At 61.6% G+C, this 21,164-nt stretch carries 24 protein-coding genes; 12 read left to right on the top strand and 12 right to left on the bottom strand.

What is annotated here, in order from left to right; all coding sequences use genetic code 11:
* The 5 genes from VJX68_RS15965 to VJX68_RS15945 all read left to right on the top strand — a co-directional run.
* Positions 1–308, top strand: a 308-nt coding sequence (locus VJX68_RS15965; RefSeq protein WP_324096711.1) for an Hsp70 family protein, incomplete at its 5' end; no start/stop codon positions are given.
* 44 nt (positions 309–352) lie between these two features.
* A complete protein-coding gene (gene iscX, locus VJX68_RS15960; protein ID WP_324096710.1) occupies positions 353–577 on the top strand; it encodes a Fe-S cluster assembly protein IscX in 225 nt (74 codons plus the stop codon).
* Between the two features lie 42 nt (positions 578–619).
* Complete coding sequence (locus VJX68_RS15955) at positions 620–1,252, top strand: hypothetical protein (RefSeq protein WP_324096709.1); 633 nt, start codon at positions 620–622, stop codon at positions 1,250–1,252.
* A gap of 267 nt (positions 1,253–1,519) precedes the next feature.
* Positions 1,520–1,798 carry a hypothetical protein gene (locus tag VJX68_RS15950; protein ID WP_324096708.1) on the top strand — a complete coding sequence of 93 codons (279 nt, stop codon included), beginning with the start codon at positions 1,520–1,522 and terminating at the stop codon, positions 1,796–1,798.
* 304 nt (positions 1,799–2,102) lie between these two features.
* The gene (locus VJX68_RS15945) at positions 2,103–2,771 is read left to right on the top strand and encodes a hypothetical protein (RefSeq protein ID WP_324096707.1); all 669 of its coding nucleotides are present in this window, start codon (positions 2,103–2,105) and stop codon (positions 2,769–2,771) included.
* Positions 2,772–2,862: 91 nt separating this feature from the next.
* On the opposite strand, the gene VJX68_RS15940 is transcribed toward VJX68_RS15945, so the two are convergent.
* Both VJX68_RS15940 and VJX68_RS15935 read right to left on the bottom strand, forming a co-directional pair.
* Positions 2,863–3,861 (bottom strand): LLM class F420-dependent oxidoreductase, encoded by a 999-nt coding sequence (locus VJX68_RS15940; RefSeq protein ID WP_324096706.1) that lies wholly within the window; start codon positions 3,859–3,861, stop codon positions 2,863–2,865.
* 51 nt (positions 3,862–3,912) lie between these two features.
* Positions 3,913–6,783, bottom strand: coding sequence for an FAD-binding and (Fe-S)-binding domain-containing protein (locus tag VJX68_RS15935; RefSeq protein ID WP_324096705.1), 2,871 nt, complete (start codon positions 6,781–6,783; stop codon positions 3,913–3,915).
* 55 nt (positions 6,784–6,838) lie between these two features.
* Here VJX68_RS15935 and VJX68_RS15930 point away from each other — a divergent pair, with 55 nt between their 5' ends.
* Entirely contained in the window at positions 6,839–7,354 is a 516-nt protein-coding gene (locus VJX68_RS15930; protein WP_324096704.1) for an MAPEG family protein, read from the top strand.
* A gap of 19 nt (positions 7,355–7,373) precedes the next feature.
* Here the strand turns inward: VJX68_RS15930 and ccrA are convergent, their stop codons facing one another.
* Positions 7,374–8,627: a crotonyl-CoA carboxylase/reductase gene (gene ccrA / locus VJX68_RS15925; RefSeq protein WP_324096703.1), complete on the bottom strand. Its 1,254-nt coding sequence runs from the start codon at positions 8,625–8,627 to the stop codon at positions 7,374–7,376.
* A gap of 264 nt (positions 8,628–8,891) precedes the next feature.
* Here ccrA and VJX68_RS15920 point away from each other — a divergent pair, with 264 nt between their 5' ends.
* The 4 genes from VJX68_RS15920 to VJX68_RS15905 are packed head-to-tail and all read left to right on the top strand — an operon-like array spanning position 8,892 to position 12,097.
* Positions 8,892–9,362, top strand: a complete 471-nt coding sequence (locus tag VJX68_RS15920; protein ID WP_324096702.1) for a MaoC family dehydratase — start codon at positions 8,892–8,894, stop codon at positions 9,360–9,362.
* A gap of 9 nt (positions 9,363–9,371) precedes the next feature.
* Entirely contained in the window at positions 9,372–10,538 is a 1,167-nt protein-coding gene (locus VJX68_RS15915) for an acyl-CoA dehydrogenase family protein (RefSeq protein WP_324096701.1), read from the top strand.
* 1 nt (position 10,539) lies between these two features.
* A complete protein-coding gene (locus tag VJX68_RS15910) occupies positions 10,540–11,022 on the top strand; it encodes a MaoC family dehydratase (protein ID WP_324096700.1) in 483 nt (160 codons plus the stop codon).
* A 37-nt stretch (positions 11,023–11,059) separates the two neighbouring features.
* Positions 11,060–12,097, top strand: a complete 1,038-nt coding sequence (locus VJX68_RS15905; RefSeq protein WP_324096699.1) for an HpcH/HpaI aldolase/citrate lyase family protein — start codon at positions 11,060–11,062, stop codon at positions 12,095–12,097.
* A gap of 139 nt (positions 12,098–12,236) precedes the next feature.
* On the opposite strand, the gene VJX68_RS15900 is transcribed toward VJX68_RS15905, so the two are convergent.
* Both VJX68_RS15900 and glgC read right to left on the bottom strand, forming a co-directional pair.
* The gene (locus tag VJX68_RS15900; protein WP_324096698.1) at positions 12,237–13,325 is read right to left on the bottom strand and encodes a lysophospholipid acyltransferase family protein; all 1,089 of its coding nucleotides are present in this window, start codon (positions 13,323–13,325) and stop codon (positions 12,237–12,239) included.
* Positions 13,326–14,561, bottom strand: coding sequence for a glucose-1-phosphate adenylyltransferase (gene glgC / locus VJX68_RS15895; protein WP_324096697.1), 1,236 nt, complete (start codon positions 14,559–14,561; stop codon positions 13,326–13,328).
* Positions 14,562–14,932: 371 nt separating this feature from the next.
* Here glgC and VJX68_RS15890 point away from each other — a divergent pair, with 371 nt between their 5' ends.
* A complete protein-coding gene (locus VJX68_RS15890) occupies positions 14,933–15,229 on the top strand; it encodes a hypothetical protein (protein ID WP_324096696.1) in 297 nt (98 codons plus the stop codon).
* A 128-nt stretch (positions 15,230–15,357) separates the two neighbouring features.
* Here VJX68_RS15890 and VJX68_RS15885 read toward each other — a convergent pair whose 3' ends face one another.
* Genes VJX68_RS15885 through rpsF form a run of 6 tightly spaced genes read right to left on the bottom strand, consistent with a single transcriptional unit; the run spans position 15,358 to position 18,652 of the window.
* Positions 15,358–15,999 (bottom strand): glutathione S-transferase family protein, encoded by a 642-nt coding sequence (locus tag VJX68_RS15885; protein WP_324096695.1) that lies wholly within the window; start codon positions 15,997–15,999, stop codon positions 15,358–15,360.
* Between the two features lie 13 nt (positions 16,000–16,012).
* Positions 16,013–16,462 (bottom strand): 50S ribosomal protein L9, encoded by a 450-nt coding sequence (gene rplI / locus VJX68_RS15880; RefSeq protein ID WP_349255929.1) that lies wholly within the window; start codon positions 16,460–16,462, stop codon positions 16,013–16,015.
* A gap of 53 nt (positions 16,463–16,515) precedes the next feature.
* A complete protein-coding gene (locus tag VJX68_RS15875) occupies positions 16,516–17,472 on the bottom strand; it encodes a DUF2232 domain-containing protein (RefSeq protein WP_324096693.1) in 957 nt (318 codons plus the stop codon).
* Between the two features lie 14 nt (positions 17,473–17,486).
* Entirely contained in the window at positions 17,487–17,852 is a 366-nt protein-coding gene (rpsR, locus tag VJX68_RS19175) for a 30S ribosomal protein S18 (protein WP_349255928.1), read from the bottom strand.
* Positions 17,853–17,886: 34 nt separating this feature from the next.
* Complete coding sequence (locus VJX68_RS15865) at positions 17,887–18,180, bottom strand: single-stranded DNA-binding protein (protein ID WP_324096692.1); 294 nt, start codon at positions 18,178–18,180, stop codon at positions 17,887–17,889.
* Entirely contained in the window at positions 18,161–18,652 is a 492-nt protein-coding gene (gene rpsF / locus VJX68_RS15860; protein ID WP_324096691.1) for a 30S ribosomal protein S6, read from the bottom strand. The genes VJX68_RS15865 and rpsF overlap by 20 nt, the downstream gene beginning before the upstream one ends.
* A gap of 196 nt (positions 18,653–18,848) precedes the next feature.
* Between rpsF and VJX68_RS15855 the strand changes: the two genes are divergently transcribed.
* Positions 18,849–20,114 (top strand): cyclase family protein, encoded by a 1,266-nt coding sequence (locus VJX68_RS15855; protein WP_324096690.1) that lies wholly within the window; start codon positions 18,849–18,851, stop codon positions 20,112–20,114.
* Between the two features lie 144 nt (positions 20,115–20,258).
* Here VJX68_RS15855 and VJX68_RS15850 read toward each other — a convergent pair.
* Positions 20,259–21,164, bottom strand: a 906-nt coding sequence (locus tag VJX68_RS15850; RefSeq protein WP_324096689.1) for a DUF1329 domain-containing protein, incomplete at its 5' end; no start/stop codon positions are given.

Below are 21,164 nucleotides of genomic sequence, written 5' to 3'. Positions count from 1 at the left end.
CCATCGACCTTGGGGAGCAGGACCTCGAAGAGCGCCTGCTGATTTCGGCGCGAAACGACGCCGATCAAATCCTGGGCGCACTTCGAAAGCAGCTCGGCGAATACGGCCGGCTGGTAACTGCCGGCGAGCGCGCGCGCATGGATGAAGTGGTGGAGCGGCTGGAGGCGGCCCGAACGGGAACCGATCGAGAACTAATCGCAAAACTCGTCGAAGAATTGAACGAGGTAACCACTCCGTTTGCGGAGCGGATAATGGACGCGGCCATAAAACTGGCGCTCGAGAAGAAATCAGTCGAGGAACTTTCCTAGCAAGATAACTGCAACGGGAGTCAGAGCGGGGACGTACTTTAGCAATGGGACTGAAGTGGGATCAGGCCGAAGAGATCGCGGAAGTACTCGCGGAAAATCATCCGGGACTGGACCCGCTCGACGCGCGCTTCACTGATCTCCGTCAATGGGTAATCGATCTCGACGAATTTGACGACAACCGCGAAGGCTCAACCGAAGCAAAATTAGAAGCCATCCAGATGGCATGGCACGAAATATACAAGGAACAGAACGAAGACGACTCTGAATAGGCGTAGAGGTGGCTACGTCAAAAACTACGGGGAGGTGGGGCGGTGGAAGAAGCACGCAGCACGACACTGAAGGCGGATAACGGAGAGAAGATGCAGGAAAAGGAAACACTGGACGAGAGATTGCCGGGGCTGTTCGAGCCCGACACCCTTTTGCCCATTCAATACTTCGAGGCGATGCGCAAGAAGCATCTGCTCGAGGGCGAAAAACGGCTCATCCTGAGCGTGCTCGAGGACGCGATCGAATGCTTCATGAAATGCATCGACGCGTCGACCAGCAAAGGCCAGCGATTGTTCCGCGAGGCCGACGAATGGATCGCGCACGAAGACAAGCGCTGGGTCTTCTCGTTCGACAACGTCTGCGACATGCTCGACATCAATCCCGAGTATATGCGGGGCGGGCTGCGCAGGTGGAAGGAGAAGCGGCTCGACGCGATCGCGCAGCGGCGCGCGACGCTGGTGCTCGAGGCCGAGCGCGCGGCGGCCGAGGCTGCGATACAGCCTGCGGGAGCGGCTGCGGTAGCAGCGCCTGCTGTTGCGGCCGCGCCGGCGGCCGCGATTCAGAAGCCCGCGACGAAGGTCGCGGGCAAAGCGGCGGCGAGCGTCAAGCGCCGCCCGGAGCGCGTGCGCATCGCCAAGCGCGCGTCCGCGCGCAAGCTGCGCAAAGCGCGCGCATAGCCACAAGAGCACAATCAAAAGCGGAGCACGTGTCTTCGACACGCGCTCCGCTTTCTTTGACCTATAACTGAGGGCGCTGCTACGCCCGCGCTTCCGCCCGCGTCGCCGACAGCCCCAGCGCGATCCCCCGCACGATCTCCCCGAGCATCTCTGATGGTACCGCGCGCGGCTCGTCGCGTTGCTCTCTATTCCATGGCGGACGGCGGCTTGCGAACCGAGGCCGCACCTCATAGCGTTTTTACTGCATCTGTCATTCCAAATTCCGCGATGCCCCTGCGAACCAAAATCGAATGTCCCGAATGCGTCGCCGACCTCGTCGTCAAGCGCGGCGGCGTGTGCCCCACCTGCGGCGCGCGCATCAATAAGCATGTGGCGCGGGTCCGCACACGCGAGAAACGAATCGAGCAGGTCGTCGCCGTGGTTGGAACCGTCTTGGTCGTCGGCGTCGCAGTCGTCACCAGCGGCGAGACGCTGTTCGAGGGAATCGCCGCCTACGCGATCGTCGGCGCCCTTATGTACTATCTCGCGCGCCGCACCTTTGTCTGATCTCGCTTTTCACGTTTCACTTTTTCACTGGCTCGCTGCTGAAGGTTTATTTATTTTCCAGCCGCTCGACCTTGGTCCGACGGCTCCCGTATGAACGTTCGTTTATTCCATGCCGCCCAAACCTGAATATGCGTTAACCTGTTCTCTCCGTTGACGTTTTTCGTTTTTTTATTTTCAAATTGGTGCAACCAACGGCCCTCGATTGCGTATCATTGGTTGTGAAGACCATGTGCGCTGAAGAAATTTCTCCGAACGACTCGATGGCATCCTTAATGCTCTCTCACTGAGGCAGAGGTATCCAACAATGAAATCCAAACTAAATCTGATGGCGGTGCTGGTTGGTCTCGCGATGGTCGCGACACCGCTTACTGCCGCCGCCAAGGATCACAACCGCTACGACAATTCGCATGCGGCGCGGGTCGCTTCGTCAACGCATTACGTGGCGCCGGCGGCCGTGACCCGGCACGAGTTCAGCAACGGCGCGAGGGCTACCTGGATGACAGGGCTGGCGCCGAACGCCCGCCGCAACTGGCGTGAAGAGCGCGCGTTGGCCAACGCAAACGCCTACCGGAACTACGGTTACGGTAACTCCGGGGCTCCTGTCTATGCGGCCCCGGCATACGTGGCTCCTGCATACGTGGCTCCTGTGTATTCAGGTTATGGAGGGGGTTATGGTGGCGGAAATCCCTGCCGACGAGCGCAGAGCGTCGTGACCAACTACTATAAAGACCGGAACACCGGCCATCCGGCGGCTGCCTACGACTTGCTCCGTCAGAATCAGTGGGCCTTCCGCAGCGGCTGCGCAACTGGCGCGCCCGTGGCAGGCGGACTGCTCGGCGGACTCGGTGGATACGGTGGAGCGCCTGCCTACAGTAACTACGGCGGATACAATGGCGGCTACAACGGTGCATACGGCCAGCCTTACGGCGGAACCTCGATGCTGGCTCCGCTGCTTCAGCAATTCATCCGGTAACCAGTAAAAACAAATCAGCGAACGCGCTCCTCCCGCGCGTTCGCTGGTCGCAAAGCGCGCCCCGTCCCCTCCCGGCGGGGCGCGTTCTTTTTTACACAGCCGCCAGCCGCTCGATCGCTCTCAGCACTTTCGCCCGGCGTTCTTCCGGGGTTCTCGCGAACGACGAAAACTGCAGCGCCGTGGTCGTAATCCCCGCGCGCGCGTAATCGTCCAGCCGCCGCCGGCATTTCTCCGCCGTGCCGAACACGAAAATCTTCTCGACCATCTCGTCGGGAATCGTCTCGAGCGCTTTCTTGCGATCGCCCGCATTCCACGCGTCGATCGCTGTTGTCGCCTCCTTGTCGTAGCCGATCTCGCGAAAGAACTTGTTGTATTGCGGCACCGTCACGTAGGCCGTCAGAGATCGGCGGAACAGCGTGCGCGCGACGTCTTCGTCTTCGTCCACGGCGCAGATTATTCTGCACACGACGTCGAGATCGGCGGGTTCCTTGCCCGCCGCGCGCATCCCGTCACGCGTGTTGTCGAGCATCGGCGCCATCGTCTCGGGCGTGATGAAGTTGACGATCACGCCGTCGCCCAGCTCACCCGCCAACCGCAGCATCTTGGCGCCCTGTGCACCGATATAAATTTTCGGCGGATGCGTAATCGGCGCGTCGAGCCGGAAGCCGTTTATCCTGACCTTCGCGCCCGCCATCGTGACCTTCTCGCCGCGGAAAATTGCGCGCAACGCTTCGACCGTCTCGCGCATCTGCGTCACCGGCTTGTGAAACGGCACGCCCATCCAATTCTCGACGATATTGGGCGTCGAGATTCCCAGGCCTAAGATAAACCGGCCGCCCGCGAGCTCGTTGACGGTGACCGCCGACATCGCAATCAGCGCCGCTGGCCGCGTGAAGACCGGGATTATCGCGCAGCCGAAGCGCATCTTTTCGCTCAGCATCGCCGCCGCGGCGATCGGCGCAAACGCGTCGGTCGAGAACGACTCGTACGACCACGCGTCGGTGTAGCCGCATCGATCCGCGGTGCGCACCAGCTCGGGGAAATGAGTGCCGTTGAACGGGTCGAACGGGATCGTGATTCCAAGTCGCATCTTTCTGAACTCCTCAGTCCGACGAGACTATCGCAGCCGCCGCCGTTTCGCCTACCGGTCGCTCGTCACTAGGTTCAGCACTTCCGCCAGATGCATCGGCGTGTGCGACGGACAGAAATGCCGAATCTGCGAGCGGCACGAGAAACCGTCCGCGACAATGATCGCGTCGGGCGGCGCCTTGTCGATTGCCGGAAACAAAACGCGCGCGCCGATCGCCTTCGACACCTCGAAATGCTCGCGGTCGTAGCCGAACGCGCCCGCCATCCCGCAACATCCCGCGTCGAGCACTTCGAGCGCCGCGCCCGCGGCGCGCGATAGCAACGCGACCTCGCCGCCGATTCCCGCAAGAGCCTTCTGATGACAGTGCCCTTGCACGAACGTTCGCCGGCCAAGCGCAGGTGGCGCGAAGTCGGGAGCTTCACGTACGAGGAACTCGTCGAGCAGAAACGAATTTGATGCGAGCGCTTTGGCGCGGGGATCTTCTGAAAAGAGCGACGGCAACTCGTCGCGAAAAGTCAGGATACAGCTCGGCTCCAGCCCGACGATCGGAATACCGACAGCGACGAAAGGATCCAATTCTTCCATCACGTCGCGCAGCCGCGCCTTCGCGCGTTCGAGCATGCCTTGATCATAGAGCGGACGGCCGCAGCACAGCTCGTGGCGTGGAACGATCACGCGAAATCCAGCCCGTTCCAGCACTTCGACCGCGGCGATTGCGACGTGCGGTTCGAGGAAGTTGTTGAAGGTGTCGGGAAACAGCACGACTTCGCGCATGCTCGCTCCGGGAGCCGTCCTGCGCTCGAACCAAGAGCGAAAGGTCCGCCGCGCGAAACGTGGCAATTCGCGGTCCGGATGAATCGCCAGCGCCTTCTTCGCGACATCGCCCAAAATCGGCGCGTGCGACAGCGCGTTGGCGAGCGACGGCGCGTACGACGCTAGCCGCGCGACTTCTTTCAATCTGCCGAAGAACGCGGACGATAGCGGACGCCGATGACTCCGATAGTAGTTCGCAAAAAATTCCGCGCAGTATGCCGCCATATCCACCGACGATGGGCATTCGCTCTTGCACCCTTTGCACGACAGGCACAAATCCAGCGCGTCGCGCACGGCAGGATCAGCGAAACCGTCGGGCAGCAGGTCGGTGGTCAAAGCCTCGAACAGGATTCGCGCGCGCCCGCGCGTCGAATGGAGCTCCTCGCGCGTCGCCATGTACGACGGGCACATCGTGCCCGCCTCGGTCTTGCGGCACTTTCCGATCCCGACGCACTTGAGCGCCGCGCCCGCGAGTCCGCCTTCGGCTGTGAAGTTGAAGTGCGTTGCGATTTCGCGGGATCGATAGTTCGCGCCCAGCTTCAGATGCGAGTCCAGCGGATGCGGATCAACGATCGCTCCGGGATTCATCATCGAATCGGGATCGAAGATCCGCTTGAAATCGCGGAATGCGTCGATCAGCTCAGGCCGAAACATCATCGGCAGCAGCTCGGAGCGCGCCAGCCCATCACCATGCTCGCCCGAGAGTGAGCCGCCCAGATTCGCGACGAGTTCGGCAAGCTCGACCATCGCCGCGCGGAACGTCTGGATTCCGGCTGCGCTCGCCAGGTCGAAATTGACGCGCGCATGGACGCATCCTTCGCCGAAATGCCCGTAGTAGGTCGCGACCTTGAGGTTGCGGCTGCTGAGGATGCGATCGAAGCCGCGCAGAAACGCGCCGAGATTCGCGGGCGGCACGGCGAAATCTTCGGCGCCGGGCCAACTGCGCGGGCGGCCCGGGATGAACGCGCTCGAGCCCAGTCCCGACTCGCGAATCTGCCAGACCGCGGCCTGCTCCCGCGCGTCTTCGATATACGCAGTCCCGGTGCATTCGCGGAGTCCGCGCGCCTCGGCGATAACGCGTTCCGCACGCTCGCGCGCTTCGTCGCTCGACGAGCCGCCCAGCTCGACCAGCAGAAAAGCGCGCCCCGCGGGCAGAAACCGCACCCCCGGCATCTCCTTGATGCGCGCGAACTCGGCGAGATCCTGGTCGAAGCCCTCCAGCGCTTCCGGGCGATGCGCCAGCAGCCACGGCGTTTGATCCGCCGCGGTAAACACATCGTCGAATCCGAGCACGGCGAGCGCCAGTTCATTCGGGCGCGGCACCGCTCGAATCGTCACGCGCAGAATTGTGGCTAGCGTGCCCTCCGAGCCGACGATTGCGCGCGCAACGTTGAAGCCGCGCTCCGGCATCAGCTCGTCGAGGTTGTATCCCGAGACGCGCCGCGGGAGCTTCGGGAAATGAGCGCGCACCGAATCTGCGCTCTGATCGCACAGCTCGCGCAGCCGCGAGTAGAGCTGGCCTTCGCGGCCGCCGCGCGCGATGGCCGCGCCAAGCTGGACGTCGTCGATCGAGCCCATCAGCGAAAGTTGCGTTCCGTCGTAAAGGATGACCTCCAGCGCCTCGACGTTATCGACCGTCTTGCCGTAGGCCGCCGAATGCGCGCCGCATGAGTTGTTGCCGATCATCCCGCCGACGGTGCATCGATCTTTCGTCGATGGATCCGGCGCGAAGAACAGGCCGTGCGGCGCGAGCGCAGAGTTGAGATGGCTCTGGACAACGCCGGGTTCGACATGAGCGACACGCGCGTCCGGCTCGATCGCGAGCACTCGATTCATGTACTTCGAGAAGTCGAGCACGAGCGCTGCGTTGCACGCCTGGCCGGCGAGGCTGGTGCCGCCGCCGCGCGCGAGAATCGGCATCGAGTTCTCGCGCGCGATAGAAAGCGCCGCAATCACGTCGCCTTCGTGCCGCGGAATCACGACGCCCACCGGCACTTGCCGATAGTTCGACGCGTCGGTGGCGTAGGCCGCGCGAGTGCCCACGTCGAAGCGCACTTCGCCTTCGACTATGTTGCGCAGGTGAGATTCGAGCGCTGCAACCGAAGCCATGATCGACAATGATTGTAATTGAGTCGAATATCCAGCATGAACCGCGGAGGCCGATATGTCGAACGATCAGAAAAAAGTGCTCAGCGGGATGGCCGCCGCCGTCGTGTTCAGCGCGACGTTCTTCGAGGTGGTTTTCCGGCTGACGGACATTGGCCCGACGCCGCCCAGCGGTATCGAGACGTCGTGGCGGCTGGCGTATGCGCTCAAGTGCGAGGTGTTTGCGGCGCTGTGTCTGCTCGCAGGTGTCGCGAAAATCGCAAACCGGCGGTTCTTCATTCCCGACGCGATCGGCGGCGGTCCCTCGCCGTCAATCGAGAGCGACCAACGCTATCTGCAGAACACGCTGGAGCAATTGGTGCTTGCGATTGTGGCGCATCTGGCGCTCGTCACGATTGTCGCGCCCCAGTCGATCCGCGCCGTCGCCGTACTGGTGATGCTGTTCGTGATCGGACGCGTGACGTTCTGGGTCGGGTACCATCGCTCGGGCCCCGCGCGCGCGTTCGGCTTTGCCACGACGTTCTATCCGACGGTGGCGGCGTATGCGTTCGTGGTGTACCGAATCGTCGCGTAGCTGGGGCGCGAGCCCGAAGTTATAACGGTAGATCTTTCAATCCAGCCTTCGGCGCGCCGACGAGCGCGACCATCTTGCCTTCGGGAGCGCGATTTTCATGCATCGCCTGGTGGCATTCTGGAATCTCTTCGAACTTAAAAGTCTTGGCGAGACATGGATCGATCCTGCCGTCGAGTACGAGTTGATTGAACGCGTACGCCTGTTCGTCGTTGGCGAAGTGCGAGCCCTGCAAGCGCTTCTGCCGCATCCACAGGTAGCGCAAGTCCGCGACCGCGTTGTAGCCCGTGGTGCCCGCGCAAATCACGACCATCCCGCCGGTGTCGCAGACGAACACCGAAGTGGGAATCGTATCTTCGCCGGGATGCTCGAATACGATGCGCGGATTTTTCCGCTCGCCGACGATGTCCCAAATCGCTTTGCCGAACGCACGGCATTCCGCGGCCCACTTGTTGTAGCTCGCGGTTTCCTTCCAATGAGGCATCATGCCCCAGTGCAAATATTTTTTCCGGTTGATGCAGCCCCTGGCGCCGAGCTTCATGCAGAAATCGATCTTGCGATCGTCGCCGACGATGCCGACAGGAATTCCGCCTTCGGCCTTCACGATCTGAATCGCCATGCATCCGAGGCCGCCTGACGCGCCCCAAATCAGCACGACATCGCCACGGCGCACGACGTGCGGCGCCCATCCCATCAGCATCCGGTACGCAGTCGCTCCCACCAGCGTGGGGCCCGCGGCCTCTTCCCACGTCAGGTGCGACGCCTTGGGCATGCACTGATGCGCCTGCACGCGCGCGAACTGCGCGAAGCTGCCCCAGTTGGTTTCGTAACCCCAGATTTTGAACGACGGGTCGTACATCGGATCGTCGCCGGCGCGGACCGCAGGCGAGTTGCGATCCCATACGCCACAATGAATCACGACGCGGTCGCCGACCTTGACGTTGTGCACGTCATGCCCGGTCGCATAGACGATTCCCGACGCGTCGCTGCCGCCGATATGAAAATCCGAATGATCGTATTTCGCTTTCTGGCGCGCGCCGATCACGTCCACCGGCAAGCCGAGTGCAGCCCACACGTTGTTGAAATTGACGCCCGCCGCCATCACGTAGACGAGTACTTCGTCGGCGCGAATTTCCGGAACTGCGATTTTCTCAATCTTGAATGCGTGCTTGGGTTCGCCGAACCGGTCGGCACGGATCACCTGCGCGAACATCTGTTTCGGCACGTGCCCGATTGGAGGCACCTGTCCGATCTCGTAAATTTCCTTTTGACTCATTTATATGGTTACCACCGGCGCGATGCTCTGTGGCGAGCGGTCCCGGTTGGCTCCAGTTCTGGTTTCAAGCTGCGGCATTGCGCGCCGGAATTAGGTACCTGTTTGCCGCCGATTTGACAATACTAAGCTACTGGACGTTAGGGAACGGGGGATCGGCGCGGCGGCACTTGGTTGACGCGCAACCCTTAATTCCATAAAAAACGGATTCGGCCTCAGGACTTTTCGCGATTCTACGAAAATAGGAAGCAAGGCAGCCTGACCCATATGGCGGTGCGCAAAATCGAGCGTGGCCACTACTTCGAGGACTTCGAGGTCGGCCATCTTTTCAAGCATCATTGGGGTCGCACGATCACCGAAGGCGACAACAGCTTTTTCTCCAGCGTCACGATGAACTTCAACCCGAGCTACTTCAATCGCGAGTATGCGCAGTCGCTCGGCTACAAGAACGTCGTCGTCAATCACATGCTGGTGATGAACGTGGTGTTCGGGCTTTCGGTCGAGGATCTCAGCGAACGCGCGATCGCGCATCTCGGCTACGAAAAAATGAAATGGCACGAGACGGTCTATCCGGGCGACACGATCACGTCGGAGTCGCTCGTACTCTCCAAGCGCGACACCTCGCGGCCCGATCGCGGCGTCGTCAAGTTCCGCACCACCGGCTACAATCAACGCTGCGAAAAGGTGCTCGAGTACGAGCGGCCGGTCCTGATTCGCAAGCGCAATCCTCCCGCTTAGGAGCACACGATGCCGCTAGTTACGCCTGAGCATGAATTTATCCGGCGCTCGGTCCGCGAATTTGTCGAGGCCGAGGTCAAGCCGATTGCCAACGATCTCGATCGGCAGAACAAGGAAATCCCCGAGCGCATCCTCAAGCAGATGGCCGATCTCGGCTACTTCGGCGTGATTTTTCCGGCCGAAGAAGGCGGCATGGGGCTCGACTACATCTCGATGGCGATTGTCACCGAGGAGTTGTCGCGCGGATGGCTCAGCGTCGGCTCCGTGATGACGCGCAACATCATCACCGGCACTCTGATCAGCGCCAACGGCACGCCCGAGCAGAAAAAGAAATTCCTGCCGCCGATCGCGCGCGGCGAGATTCTGACCGCGGCGGCGTTCACCGAGCCCGATTCGGGCAGCGACACGGCGTCGTTCAAAACGCACGCGGTGAAGGATGGCGACGGCTACCTGATCAAGGGCTCGAAGATGTGGTGTACGTTCGCCAATCGCGCGCACATGCTCACCGTCATGACGCGCACCGATCCCGACATGTCGAAGAAGCACAAGGGGCTGTCGCTGATCCTGTTCGAGAAGAAGCCGGGCGACGACTTTATGCCGCCGCAGTTGACCGGCTCGCCGATTCCTACCATCGGCTACCACGGGATGCGTAGTTACGCGCTGCAGTTCGACGACGCATTCGCGCCCAAGGCGAACCTGATTGGCGGACAGGAAGGGCGCGGTTTTTACCAGTTGATGGCGAGTTACGAGGCGGCGCGAATCCAGACGGCGGCGCGCGGAGTCGGTGTGGCGCAGGCGGCGTTCGAATGTGCGGTCAAGTACGCGAAGGACCGCAAGCAGTTCGGCCAGCCGATCGGCGACTTCCAGGTGATCAGGCACAAGCTCGCGCACATGGCCGTCGAGATCGAAGCGGCGCGCCAGCTTTGCTACTTCGCCGCCGCCGAGAAAGATACCGGCAAGCGCTGCGACTACGAGGCCGGACTTGCGAAGGCGTTTGCCGCCGAGATGGCCGAGCGGGTAACGCGCGAGGCGATGCAAGTGCATGGCGGCTACGGCTACTCGATGGAGTTCGAGGCGCAGCGCTTCTGGCGCGACGCGCGCGTGCTGTCAATCTTCGAGGGCACCAGTGAAATTCAGTACGAAGTGATCGGCCGGCGTATCATGGAGCAGGACTGACGTGAGCATCACCAGCGACGGCAGCTACTTCGAGGATTTCACGGTCGGCGACACGCTCGTCCATCAGCGCGGCCGCACGATCACCGAGGCCGACAATCACAACTTCACTTCGCTGGTGATGAACACGGCGGAGCTGCACTTCAACCAGGATTTGATCGACAAGAATCCCGGCGCGTACGTCGGCGGCAAGCTGCTGGTGTACGGCGGCGTCGTGCTGGCGTTCACGGTCGGGCTCGCGTCTGAGGACACCAGCGAGAACGCGATTGCCGAAGTCGAGATGGACAACGGCAAGCATACCAACCCAGTCTTTCACGGCGACACGATTTACGCCGAGTCCACCGTGCTCGAAAAGCGCGACGCCGACCGGCCGGACGCGGGACTCGTGAAGTTCAAATTGATAGGCAAGAAACCCGACGGTACTGTCATCGTTGAAATCGAGCGCACCGTTTTGATCAAGCGCAAGACTCATTACCTGCCGGCCTGACGCGCCACTCAGAAAAATCAGCGGGAGAAATCCATCAATGTACGTATTGGACAAAGGCACACGCTTCGTGATTCCGCGCACCGAGATGACCTACCCCGGTCACAACATGAAGTTGCACGTCACGGCGGCCGACGCGGTGAAGGCGCCGGTCGATCACGTGATGGCGGACTTTGAGGACGCGTGCCCATACGAGTTCAAGGGCGATAAGAGCCGCAAGGTGATGGTCGAGGCGCTCAACACGCTCGACTTCGGCAAGAAGGTCGTCACCGTGCGACCGAACAATATCCATTCAAAGTTTTTCAAGGGCGACATGGAGGCGATCGTGCTCGGCGCGCCAAATCGCTTCCACGGGATCATGCTGCCGAAGACGCGCGGCCCCGAGGAAATTCGAGAGGTGTCAAAGCTGCTCGATGATCTCGAAAAGCGCGGCGGGTGGAAGTACAAGATTCAGATCGAGTCGCTGATCGAGACGCCGCATGCGTTGATCAAGGCGTACGAAATCGCGACCGCGTCAGATCGGATGTGCGGGCTGGTGTTCGGCATCGCAGACTATGCCGCGAATCTAGGCATCCGCGAGATCGTCGAGAATCAGAACCAGAATTTTCACTATTCGAAGCAGGCGGTGGTGGTCGCGGCGAAGGCCGCCGGGCTCCACGCGATCGACAACGTCTATCTGCGCCTGTGGCGCAACACCGACTCGCCCGAGCGCGTCAAGGAACTGCAAGACGGGCTGCGCGAGAAGAACGTCGGCGCCGCGAACCTCGGAATGGACGGCACCTGGGTCATACATCCGCAGCAGGCGGAGATCGCCAACTCGTGCTACACGCCGAGCGTCGATCAGGTCGAGGAAGCGCGCCGCGTTATCAAGCTCTACCACGAGAAGGGCGGCGGCTCGATGGCCGATCCTAAATCCGGCGAGATGATCGACGAGGCGACGATCAAAATCGGCCTGATGGATCTCGCAAAGGGTGCGCAGGCGGGAATGGTGTCCGACACGGAGCTTCGCGACTGGTCCGCAAAGAGCCGCGAGATCACCGGCTACGACATCCTCGAACTAATGCGCCGCGTCGCGTAGCGAGCACGGGCGACGACGAACGCCGGAGCTTCCGTCGAGATTCTTTCTTCGCTGTACCGACTGCTCCATATCTTTCCCTCCTCAATCGCACCAGGCGTTGGTTACGCACAACACCGCCCGATCGTTACGCACAGCTTCCCTAGTCGTACAGGGACGGGGTGCCTCTTACTGGGCGGGTGCGGTAGCGGCGGTGGGTCCAGAGCCATTGCTCGGGGTATTTCCGGACCATCTCTTCGATAGCTTTCTGGTAGCGGGCGGTGTTCACCAGCGCGTCGGCGTTGCGGTCGCCGGTTCGCTGTTGGGGGATTTCTTCGAAGATTTCTATCACGTGGCTGATGCCGTCGGGCTGACGCACGATGAAGACGGGGATGACCGGCGCGCCGGCCATGATGGCGAGGCGATCGAAACCGCTCGGCGTTGCGGCCAGTTCGCCGAAGAATGGCACCCAGATGGCCTCGGAGCGCTTCGCATTCTGATCGAGCGGGATGCCGATGATCTCGCCGCGCTTGAGCGAGCGGAGCATCTCGCGCGCCGCGGTGTGCTTGCGAATTATCTGCACGCCTGCACGCTCGCGGATGAATGACACCAGGTCGTCGCCCGCAAGGAAGCGCTGGGTGTGATGGACCAGACCAATCTGGAAGCCGTGCAGCGCGTGGCCCGCGGGCAGCAACTCGAAACCGCCGAAGTGCGCAGTCAGGACGAGCGCGCCCTTGCCGGGATACTTCGGCGTGACACTGTTCCAGACGTCGAGCCGATTGTAGGTGATGCGGCGCGCCAGGCGGCGATAGAAGAATCCGCCCAGGCGAGCGTACTCGGCGCCGGTGCGACCGAGGTTGATGTATGACGCGCGCAGGATGCGCTCCCGCTCCGCGGCGCTCTTTTCGGGGAACGCGATTTCGAGATTGCGGATTCCGATTCGCCGGTGACGGTAGTCGAAGCGATGGAAGATCAAACCGCAGGCGATTCCCAATTTGTAGAGGATGAAGTCGGGCAGGAGGCTGAGCGCGTGCAGCGCGGCGGCCAGCATCCAGAAAATGAGCGAGTCCTTGAGGCCGAGCTGCAGGCGTGTACTTTTCGGGGCTCCACGCGAGAGCGGAAAATCCGATTTCTCCGGCGCGCCGTCAGCCGAGCCGGCCGGAGCGGCGCTGCGCCTCAACACCTCGCCGGTCAAATCTTGCGATTCGCGGGGAGCGAGCTTGGGACTTGCTGACGGAGAAGCTAGTGCCATTTAGAGTACCGAGCGTTCGCGCTTGGGGCCTTTGGGAATCACGACCAAACCCGAATCGGTGACGAAAAATCGCTGCCGATCGCGCTCGAGGTCGTATCCTATCTCTTCGCCCTCGGGAACATAAACATTCTTGTCGATAATCGCGCGGCGAATTTTCGCGTGCCGCCCGATTTCCACGTAGTCCATGATGACCGAATCCTCGACCAGGCTGTACGAATGCACGAACACCGAGCGTCCGAGCACCGAGTTGCGAATCGCGCCGCCCGACACGATGCATCCCTCGCCGATCACCGAATGCAGCGCCAGCCCTCGCCGCCCGTTCTCGTCGAACACAAATTTCGCCGGCGGCTGATCGTAGTACGCGGTGCGCAGCGGCCAGTACGCATTGTACAGGTTCAGATGCGGGCGCGCGTCGCGCAGGTCCATGTTGGCCTCGTAGTACGTATCGATCGTCCCGACGTCGCGCCAGTAGCTGAGATTGACCTCGGAGTCGCCGCGAATGCGATTGGTCATGAAATTGTACGCGTAAACCGGCACCCGGTTGATCAACGCCGGAATCAGATCGCGGCCGAAATCGTGATTGCTGTCTTCGCGAATCGAATCTTCGATCACCGCCTCGCGCAGCACTTCGGGACTAAACAGGTAGTTGCCCATCGAGGCCAGCGAGCGCCCCGGCGCGCCGGGCATCTGCGGCGGATTGTCGGGCTTCTCGACGAAGCCCGCGACGCGCAGCCCCGAGTCGACCTGCACAATCCCGAACTGATTCGCCTCGTCGACGGGCACCGGCAGCGTCGCGACCGTGACCGCCGCCTTGCGCTCGATGTGAAACTCGATCATCTGCTGGATGTCCATCCGATAGATGTGGTCAGCGCCGAAGACCGCGACCAGGTCCGGCTTGGTGTCGTCGATGAGATTGAGATTCTGAAAAATCGCGTCCGCGGTCCCTTGGTACCACAACTCGCCCATCCGCATCTGGGCCGGCACTGGGATGACGAAGTGGTCGGGCAGCATCCCGCCGAATTGCCATCCGTCCTTGAGATGTTCGATGAGCGATTGCGAGCGCCATTGCACCAGCACGTAAATCGCGTAGATGCCCGAATTGACGAGGTTGGAGAGAACGAAGTCGATGATGCGGTATTTTCCGCCGAACGGAACGGCCGGCTTGGCGCGATCTCGGGTCAGCGGATGGAGCCGGGTGCCCTGCCCTCCGGCCATCACTAACGCCAGTGTTCTCATTTGAGCAAACGGACTCGAATCGTCATTATGCGGCTTGCCTCGGCAAAATCGGCCCGCCAAGTATAGGTGTCTCGCGGTATCATCGGAAGCCTGTCGATCGGGCGCTGATAAGCGGCTTTTTTCACTAGTGATATCGCTGGATTGTAGCAAATACCGCAGGAATTTCCGGGTAGTGGCAAGAGTCTGACATACGAGGGAGGCTCCGGCACAGCGAATTTAGCTTGATTTTACTCGATTTTGCATCTTGCAGCCAAATGTTACGCAAGGCACGCGATTTGCTTGAAACTTCTTTCAAGTTCTTTCGTCTAAGTTGCTAAGGATCGATATTTATGGGCGCAAGTAACCTCTCGCGATGGAGGAGGATGGAAAAAATGCAAACCGCGGCTAACAGACATGAATCCAGAACGACCGGTAGCCAGGGAATAGTTTACCGCACGATTTGTCAGAATCCCGGCTGCGGGTTCAAGTTCGATCTTAGAATAACGCCCGAAAACGCGAGCCTGCTCAGCGGCTCGATGGCATGTCCCCACTGCAAGCGGCACGGTGGCCAACTGAAATCGCAGGGACGCATCAGCGAAAAGCTGTTCGCGGCCAAGCTGCTGTTCCGCCCGACCGGGGTGGGCCCGACGCGCAGCGAAGACGACGAGGGAGCGGACTCCCGCTATTAACACGGCTGCAGATCGTCTAAGCTTGGCAGTCCGTCACTAGATCCGCAGACCTATCATTACGCGCGCGCCGTCCGGGAAACTGGACGGCGCGCGCGTTTTTTTGAGCAAGATTTGAGGAGGATTAGCTATCAGCCGCCGGCTACCGGCACGGCGGCGATGCCTTGCAGGTTGCGGATGCTCGGGCGCTCCATCATCCGCTTGATCCAGGCGTCGATGTTGTTGCGGTTGTTGCCCAGCACGTCGATTCCTATTTCGTTCAGTATCAGCATCCGCGGCGCGAAGCCGATGTCGGCGACTGAGAACTCGCCGGCGAGAAAATTGTTGCCCTGCAATTCGTGGTTCAGGTAGTCGAGCACGCGCTCGACTGACTGATGGAGGCGCTGAACGCGAGCCTGGTCGCGGTCGCCCTCGGGCTTTGAGACCTCGGCGATCAGCTGGCCGACCGGCGGCGTGAACGACGTGTCGGCGAAATCCTCGAACAGCCGCGCCCGCGAGCGCATCGCACTCGAGCCGACCGGCGGCAGCACCGGCGGCTCGGGATATTCGTCCTCGAGATACTCATTGATGATGGTCGAGTCGTAAATCGTCGTGTCGTCGTCGACCAGCACCGGCACGCGTCCGAAGGGATTCAGCCGCAGGAATTCGGGTTTGCGATTTTCGTGCTGGGTCAAATCGACCGGGACCAGGTCGTAGGTCAGGGCTTTCTCGGCCAGGACGATGCGGACCTTCTGGCCGTAGGGGCAGGAAACGAAGTCGTAGAGTTTGATCATATCGGGCAAGTCCTCATTCGGCTTGCGCCGCGACGGTAATCTTCAAGCTGGCCTCAACCTCGGAATCGAGCTTGACCGGCACCGTGAAATCTCCGAGCTGCTTGATTGGCTCGGGCAGGTGAATTTTGCGCCGTTCGATATCGAGACCGTTCTCGCGCAGCGCGCGCTCGAGATCGATGTTGGTGACGGAGCCGAAGAGTTTGCCTTCCTCGCCGGCGCGGGCGTTGATCGTCAGCGCGAGCGCTTCGATTTTCGCCTTGACCGAGAGCGCGTCTGTCCGCTTGATCTCGCGCCGGCGCGCGGCGGTGCGCTTCTGATGCTCGAAGGCGCGGAGATTTTTCTGATCCGCCTCGACCGCGAGCTTGCGCGGCAACAGGTAGTTGCGCGCGTAGCCGGCGCGGACCTTGACCACGTCGCCGGTCCTTCCCAAGTTGGGAAGATCCTCGTTGAGTATGACTTGCACGTTCATCGTCTTTGCCGCCTCGTTGTCTTGACCGAAGTGTTTCCGCCCCGCATCTAGAAGAAATCGCCCAGGTTGTTCGCTTCCGGGCTGGGGGGCTTGAGCCGCCGGAAGTCGATCCACATATCGAAGACGCCCGCGATACACACGAGCGCAGCCACCACCGGTTGCGCGAATACGACAAAATAGATGATGCCGCGTACGATCGACGGGACCGAAAACGACTGGAAATAGAATCCGACAATCGCAAGTCCCTGGCAAAAATATACGGCCGCAATACAGATGAAGCCGTTGAGCGCGATGTCGCTTACCGCCGGAACCGGAATGAACAGCCCGAACCCGCTCGCGAGCAACAACCACACCAGCCATTCCTTCGCCGACCATCGCGAAAGATCGCCAAACAGGTTGTATGCCAGCCGCTGCGGCCCGGCCCATCGCCAGAACACGCGCAGGTTGAGCAGCATCGTGCTCGCGGCGACCAGCATCGCGAACGCCGGCGACAAACGCATCGTGAGCGAGATGACGCTCGCCTGCGTGTCGGCCGGAATCGTCTGTTGAATGCCGAGAAGCTTGTAGAAGTCCTGCCCGCGCGCCATCCCCAGCGCAAGTTCGTCGTGGACGGTTTTGATGAGCGCGTCGGGACCGCCAATCACGACGAGCGCGGCGACGACCGACGCCGCCACCATCGCGCCCGCGCCGACCGCAGTGATCGTTTCAAAGGAGAAGCGGCGCTCGAGCATATAGCATGCGATCGCGGTCGCGAGGCCGAATGACACGAAGTAGCCGAGGCCGCCGTACATTCCCGCGAGGATCGTCACGAATGCGGTCGCGAGCAGGACCGCGATAGTCGCTCGGAGGTTGGGACTGGGACGCCCGACCGCATAGACGATAATCGGCGCGGGCGCGAGCATCATCAGAATCCCGCCGAGCAATGGTATCGCGCCGCCGGCGAGGAAGAATGCCCCCGCCAACGCAGCCGCACGAACCATCCCAATAACAGCTTTGCGCGTCACTGGATCAAGCCGGGCTATACACCGAGCGTCGAGAACGGCAGCAGCGCGAGCACGCGCGCGCGCTTGATCGCGACGGCAAGTTGGCGCTGATGCTTGGCGCAATTGCCAGAGGTTCGGCTCGGGACTATCTTGCCGCCCTCGGTGATGAAGCTGCCGAGCGTGCGCACGTCTTTGTAATCGACCTTGAGCGTCTTGTCGGCGCAGAAGCGGCACACTTTGCGCCGCCCGCCCGGGCGTCCGCGACGCATTCCGCCGCCGCGACCCTCACCGCCGCGGCCTTCGCCGCGATCGCCGCCCTCGGGACGTGGGCCGCCGTAGCGTCCGCCGCCGCCCTCGCGCGGCCGGTCGCCGCCTCTTTCCGATCTTTCCTCGTCAGCCATTTAGAGTCCTTTTTCTTCGGTTGTTCTATTCGATTTATTCCGGTTCGGTCGGCTCGATCGACGCAGCGACAACTTCGAATCCGGCGTCGGTCTTAAAGCTGCCCTTCAATGCTCTCATTCTTCCGATCACCTTAACCTGCCGACCCAGCTCCAGGACCTTTTCTGCGGTCAGCGCCGCTTCACCCGTCATCACGATCCCAAGTCTTAGTTCCTCGCCGGGCGTGCCGCATTCGACGGTGAAGCGGAGGACGGGCGTGCCGGCGGGAGTGATGCGAACTTGGGGCTGACCGAGCAGCCGGCCGTCGATCTCAATCCGGTTCCCTGTCACCTTCGGGCCCGGCGATTTCCTCGACCGCTGCTTCCATTATTTCTTCGGGAGCGTCGGGCGCTTCCTCGACGCGTTCCTCGCGCGAGGCCATCAGAGCGGCTGCGCGCGCTTCCTGCGCTGCCTTGGCCTCCGCGATACGGCGGTTGCGCGCTTCGAGTTCCTCGCGCGCCTTGGCCACGTCGGCGTTGTCGTCCACGAGGACAGACAGGTAGCGCAGGACAGTGTCGGAGATGCGCAAATTGCGCTCGACCTCGTTCATCACGGGACCCGGCGAAACGTAGTCGAGACGAACGTAGAAGCCGCGGCGCTCGCCCTTTATCTTGTAGGCGAGCTCGCGCGGGCCCCACTCCTCGGTTTCGATCATCTCGCCGGCGCCGGCCGCGATGATCCCTTCGTAGCGTTTGATGGCTTCCTTGATTTGGGGGTCGCCCGAATCAGGGCGGAGAATAAAGATAGTTTCGTAGCGCCGCATGCGCTTGCTAAGTCCTCCTTACGGATTTCAGCCCCAGGTTGGAGCAAGGAGCAATCGCTTACAGTACCATCGCGGGTATGCGGTCTCAAGGCTGAATCAAAGGAATTTGAGGGTCGCAAACGGCGGACTTGCCATTGGCGGGCGGTCTGTTAAGAGAAGATGCGGTCGCGCTCGAGCGATTCAGGAGGATCCGTCCATGGCCAAGCCCAAAAAGAAAACAATGAAAGCGGCGCCGAAGGCCCGCAAAGTCGCTCCCAAAGCGGTCAAGGGAAAAAAGGCCGCATCCAAGGTCGTCAAGCGCGCGGTCGCGGTCAAGGCTGCGAAGCCAGCGCCGAAGAAACCCGCGAGGCCTATTGCAGACACGGTTGCTGAGATCGTGACGGCCGCCACCCGCGCAACCGTCGATATCGAGAGCGCGGCCGGGCGGATGGAGCGCGCAGCGGTGCGAAAAGTCGGTGAGGTTGCGGCCAGGGCGACGCGCGCCGTGAGGAACGCCATGACCCATTCGCCAAAGCTCCCCGGCTACGACGAGCTGCCGGTGCGGGCAGGCGCGCCGGCGGGCGCGGCTTGGGGCGTGTTCGGCAACGACGACGAAGTCGGCACGATCAACCTGCTGACTCCAGAGCGCGTGGTTGCGGCAGCGTCGTCGATTCGCTCGGGCAAAGTGTTCGCGCTGAATCTGCCGATCAACATCCCCGACCCGCCGCTGTTCACGCGCGGCAAGCATTCGCACACCGTCAAGATTTTCCCGGGCGCCGATTTCGTGCTCGACGACTTCCTGGACAACTTCTATCCGCAGGCGTCGTCGCAATGGGACGCGCTCGCGCACGTGAAGCATCCGATGTACGGCGCGTACAACGGGATTCCCGACAAGGAGATCACCGGGCGCGGCGGGATGAGGCTGGGGATCGACAACCTGGCGCGGCGCGGAATCGCGGGGCGCGGAGTGCTGGCCGACGTGGCGCGGTACTACGATCGCATCGGCAAGTCGATCAACTTCACCAGGGCCGAATCGATTCCGCTCGCGGACGTGCAGGCTACGCTCGAAGATGAGGGCGTCGCGCTGCAGACCGGCGACATCCTGCTGATTCGTATCGGATGGACGAAGTTTTACCTGTCGGCGAGCGCGGAGATTAAGGCGGAGCTGGCGAAGGAGACCGTCGTGCCGGGAATCGAAGGCAGCGAGCGGACTGCACGCTGGCTGTGGGACAATCACCTGGCGGCGGTCGCGTCGGATTCGCCGGCGCTCGAAGCGTTGCCGAAAACCGCCGGACACGAAATGGAGTTTCTGCATTTCCACATGCTCGCGTTCTTTGGGATGCCGATAGGCGAGATGTGGAATCTCGAGGCGCTCGCGGAAGATTGCGCCGCCGATGGAGATTTCGATTTTTTCCTGACGTCAGCGCCGCTCAACATCCCGGGCGGAGTAGGCTCGCCGCCGAACGCGCTGGCGATCAAGTAGCAGCTAAGGTCAACGGAGGCAGACGCGCTTGCGCGCGCGGGATTCTTCGCTGCGCTCTGAATGACACAAAAACCAGCGCGGTCGCTCTTGTCATTCAGAGCGCAGCGAAGAATCACGGAAGGCAACGCACAAGAGTGTGGCTTTTCAGTGGCCCGCTTTAGTCAGCGCCTCGGTGGTGAAGAAACTCTTGTCCACCGCTCCCATGTTGATGTACCAGCATTCGCGCTCGGGCGTGTCGGGGCCGGGCAGGTAGCAGGTCGTCGAAACTCCGGATTGCACGTCGATGCTCGAGGCGGCGACGATGAACTCGCGCTTGAACGGATAGACGGCAATCTTGGCGTCAGGCACCGGGCGGTCGCGATACGTATTCAGATAAATCTGCGTCTTCCACAACTCGCCCTTCTGATCGTAACTATCGACGTAAGGATTGAACCAGCCCTCGCCGTCGACGTACACGATCGTCTTCGACTGCAGCACGCCCTGGATTCTCTCGGGACGCGGCGTCACTTCGACCGCGTAGAGATGGCGCATCTCCCAATCGTCGGTGCATGAGGTCGCGCCGCCGTCCGTCGCGCACGGATGCGCCGGCGAGTTCTGCGCATGTACGCATGCGAGCATGTTCTTGTCGCCGAGATATTTGAAATAGTACTCCTGCGGCTTCGCGCCAAATCCGCCGGAGTGATCCGCGTCCCAGGTCGAGAGGCCTGGCGAGGAACTCAAAAGCACTTCGTTCACTCGGCGCACCCGCCGCGTTCCGGCCAGGAATGCCCAAGTGTCGTCGGCCTTCATCGAATCCCAGTAGCGATACAGGATTGCGCCGCTGCCCCGATCTTCGGCGGGCGCGAGAGTCGGATACGCCGCGGCGCGCGACCAGATACCGGTGGTCTTGAAATCCGGATCGGCCGGCAGCGGCTCGACCTCAGTGCGTCCGATATCGGAGTAGCCCGCCAGATGCCCGACCTCGGTCAGCGTCATCAGCGACTGTTGCGCGCCGGGATTTTGCTTCGCCACCTGGCATTCGAAAAAGCGCAGGTCGTAGTCGTCGCTCGC

Origin of the sequence: Binatus sp. (SeqCode) (assembly GCF_035272065.1) — a bacterium.
In the GTDB taxonomy this organism is placed as follows: domain Bacteria; phylum Desulfobacterota; class Binatia; order Binatales; family Binataceae; genus Binatus.
Note: the sequence above shows the minus strand (reverse complement) of the source record. Positions and strands in the feature narration are given on the sequence as shown.

Bases quoted from the DNA above. Each gene is read 5' to 3' on its own strand.
- VJX68_RS15945 (WP_324096707.1), top strand. From the start codon at position 2,103: ATGAAATCCAAACTAAATCTGATGGCGGTGCTGGTTGGTCTCGCGATG.
- VJX68_RS15930 (WP_324096704.1), top strand. From the start codon at position 6,839: ATGTCGAACGATCAGAAAAAAGTGCTCAGCGGGATGGCCGCCGCCGTC.
- VJX68_RS15915 (WP_324096701.1), top strand. From the start codon at position 9,372: ATGCCGCTAGTTACGCCTGAGCATGAATTTATCCGGCGCTCGGTCCGC.
- VJX68_RS15905 (WP_324096699.1), top strand. From the start codon at position 11,060: ATGTACGTATTGGACAAAGGCACACGCTTCGTGATTCCGCGCACCGAG.
- VJX68_RS15900 (WP_324096698.1), bottom strand. From the start codon at position 13,325: ATGGCACTAGCTTCTCCGTCAGCAAGTCCCAAGCTCGCTCCCCGCGAA.
- VJX68_RS15890 (WP_324096696.1), top strand. From the start codon at position 14,933: ATGCAAACCGCGGCTAACAGACATGAATCCAGAACGACCGGTAGCCAG.
- ccrA (WP_324096703.1), bottom strand. From the start codon at position 8,627: ATGAGTCAAAAGGAAATTTACGAGATCGGACAGGTGCCTCCAATCGGG.
- rpsR (WP_349255928.1), bottom strand. From the start codon at position 17,852: ATGGCTGACGAGGAAAGATCGGAAAGAGGCGGCGACCGGCCGCGCGAG.
- iscX (WP_324096710.1), top strand. From the start codon at position 353: ATGGGACTGAAGTGGGATCAGGCCGAAGAGATCGCGGAAGTACTCGCG.
- VJX68_RS15885 (WP_324096695.1), bottom strand. From the start codon at position 15,999: ATGATCAAACTCTACGACTTCGTTTCCTGCCCCTACGGCCAGAAGGTC.
- glgC (WP_324096697.1), bottom strand. From the start codon at position 14,561: ATGAGAACACTGGCGTTAGTGATGGCCGGAGGGCAGGGCACCCGGCTC.
- rpsF (WP_324096691.1), bottom strand. From the start codon at position 18,652: ATGCGGCGCTACGAAACTATCTTTATTCTCCGCCCTGATTCGGGCGAC.
- VJX68_RS15855 (WP_324096690.1), top strand. From the start codon at position 18,849: ATGGCCAAGCCCAAAAAGAAAACAATGAAAGCGGCGCCGAAGGCCCGC.
- VJX68_RS15935 (WP_324096705.1), bottom strand. From the start codon at position 6,783: ATGGCTTCGGTTGCAGCGCTCGAATCTCACCTGCGCAACATAGTCGAA.
- VJX68_RS15920 (WP_324096702.1), top strand. From the start codon at position 8,892: ATGGCGGTGCGCAAAATCGAGCGTGGCCACTACTTCGAGGACTTCGAG.
- VJX68_RS15940 (WP_324096706.1), bottom strand. From the start codon at position 3,861: ATGCGACTTGGAATCACGATCCCGTTCGACCCGTTCAACGGCACTCAT.
- VJX68_RS15950 (WP_324096708.1), top strand. From the start codon at position 1,520: ATGCCCCTGCGAACCAAAATCGAATGTCCCGAATGCGTCGCCGACCTC.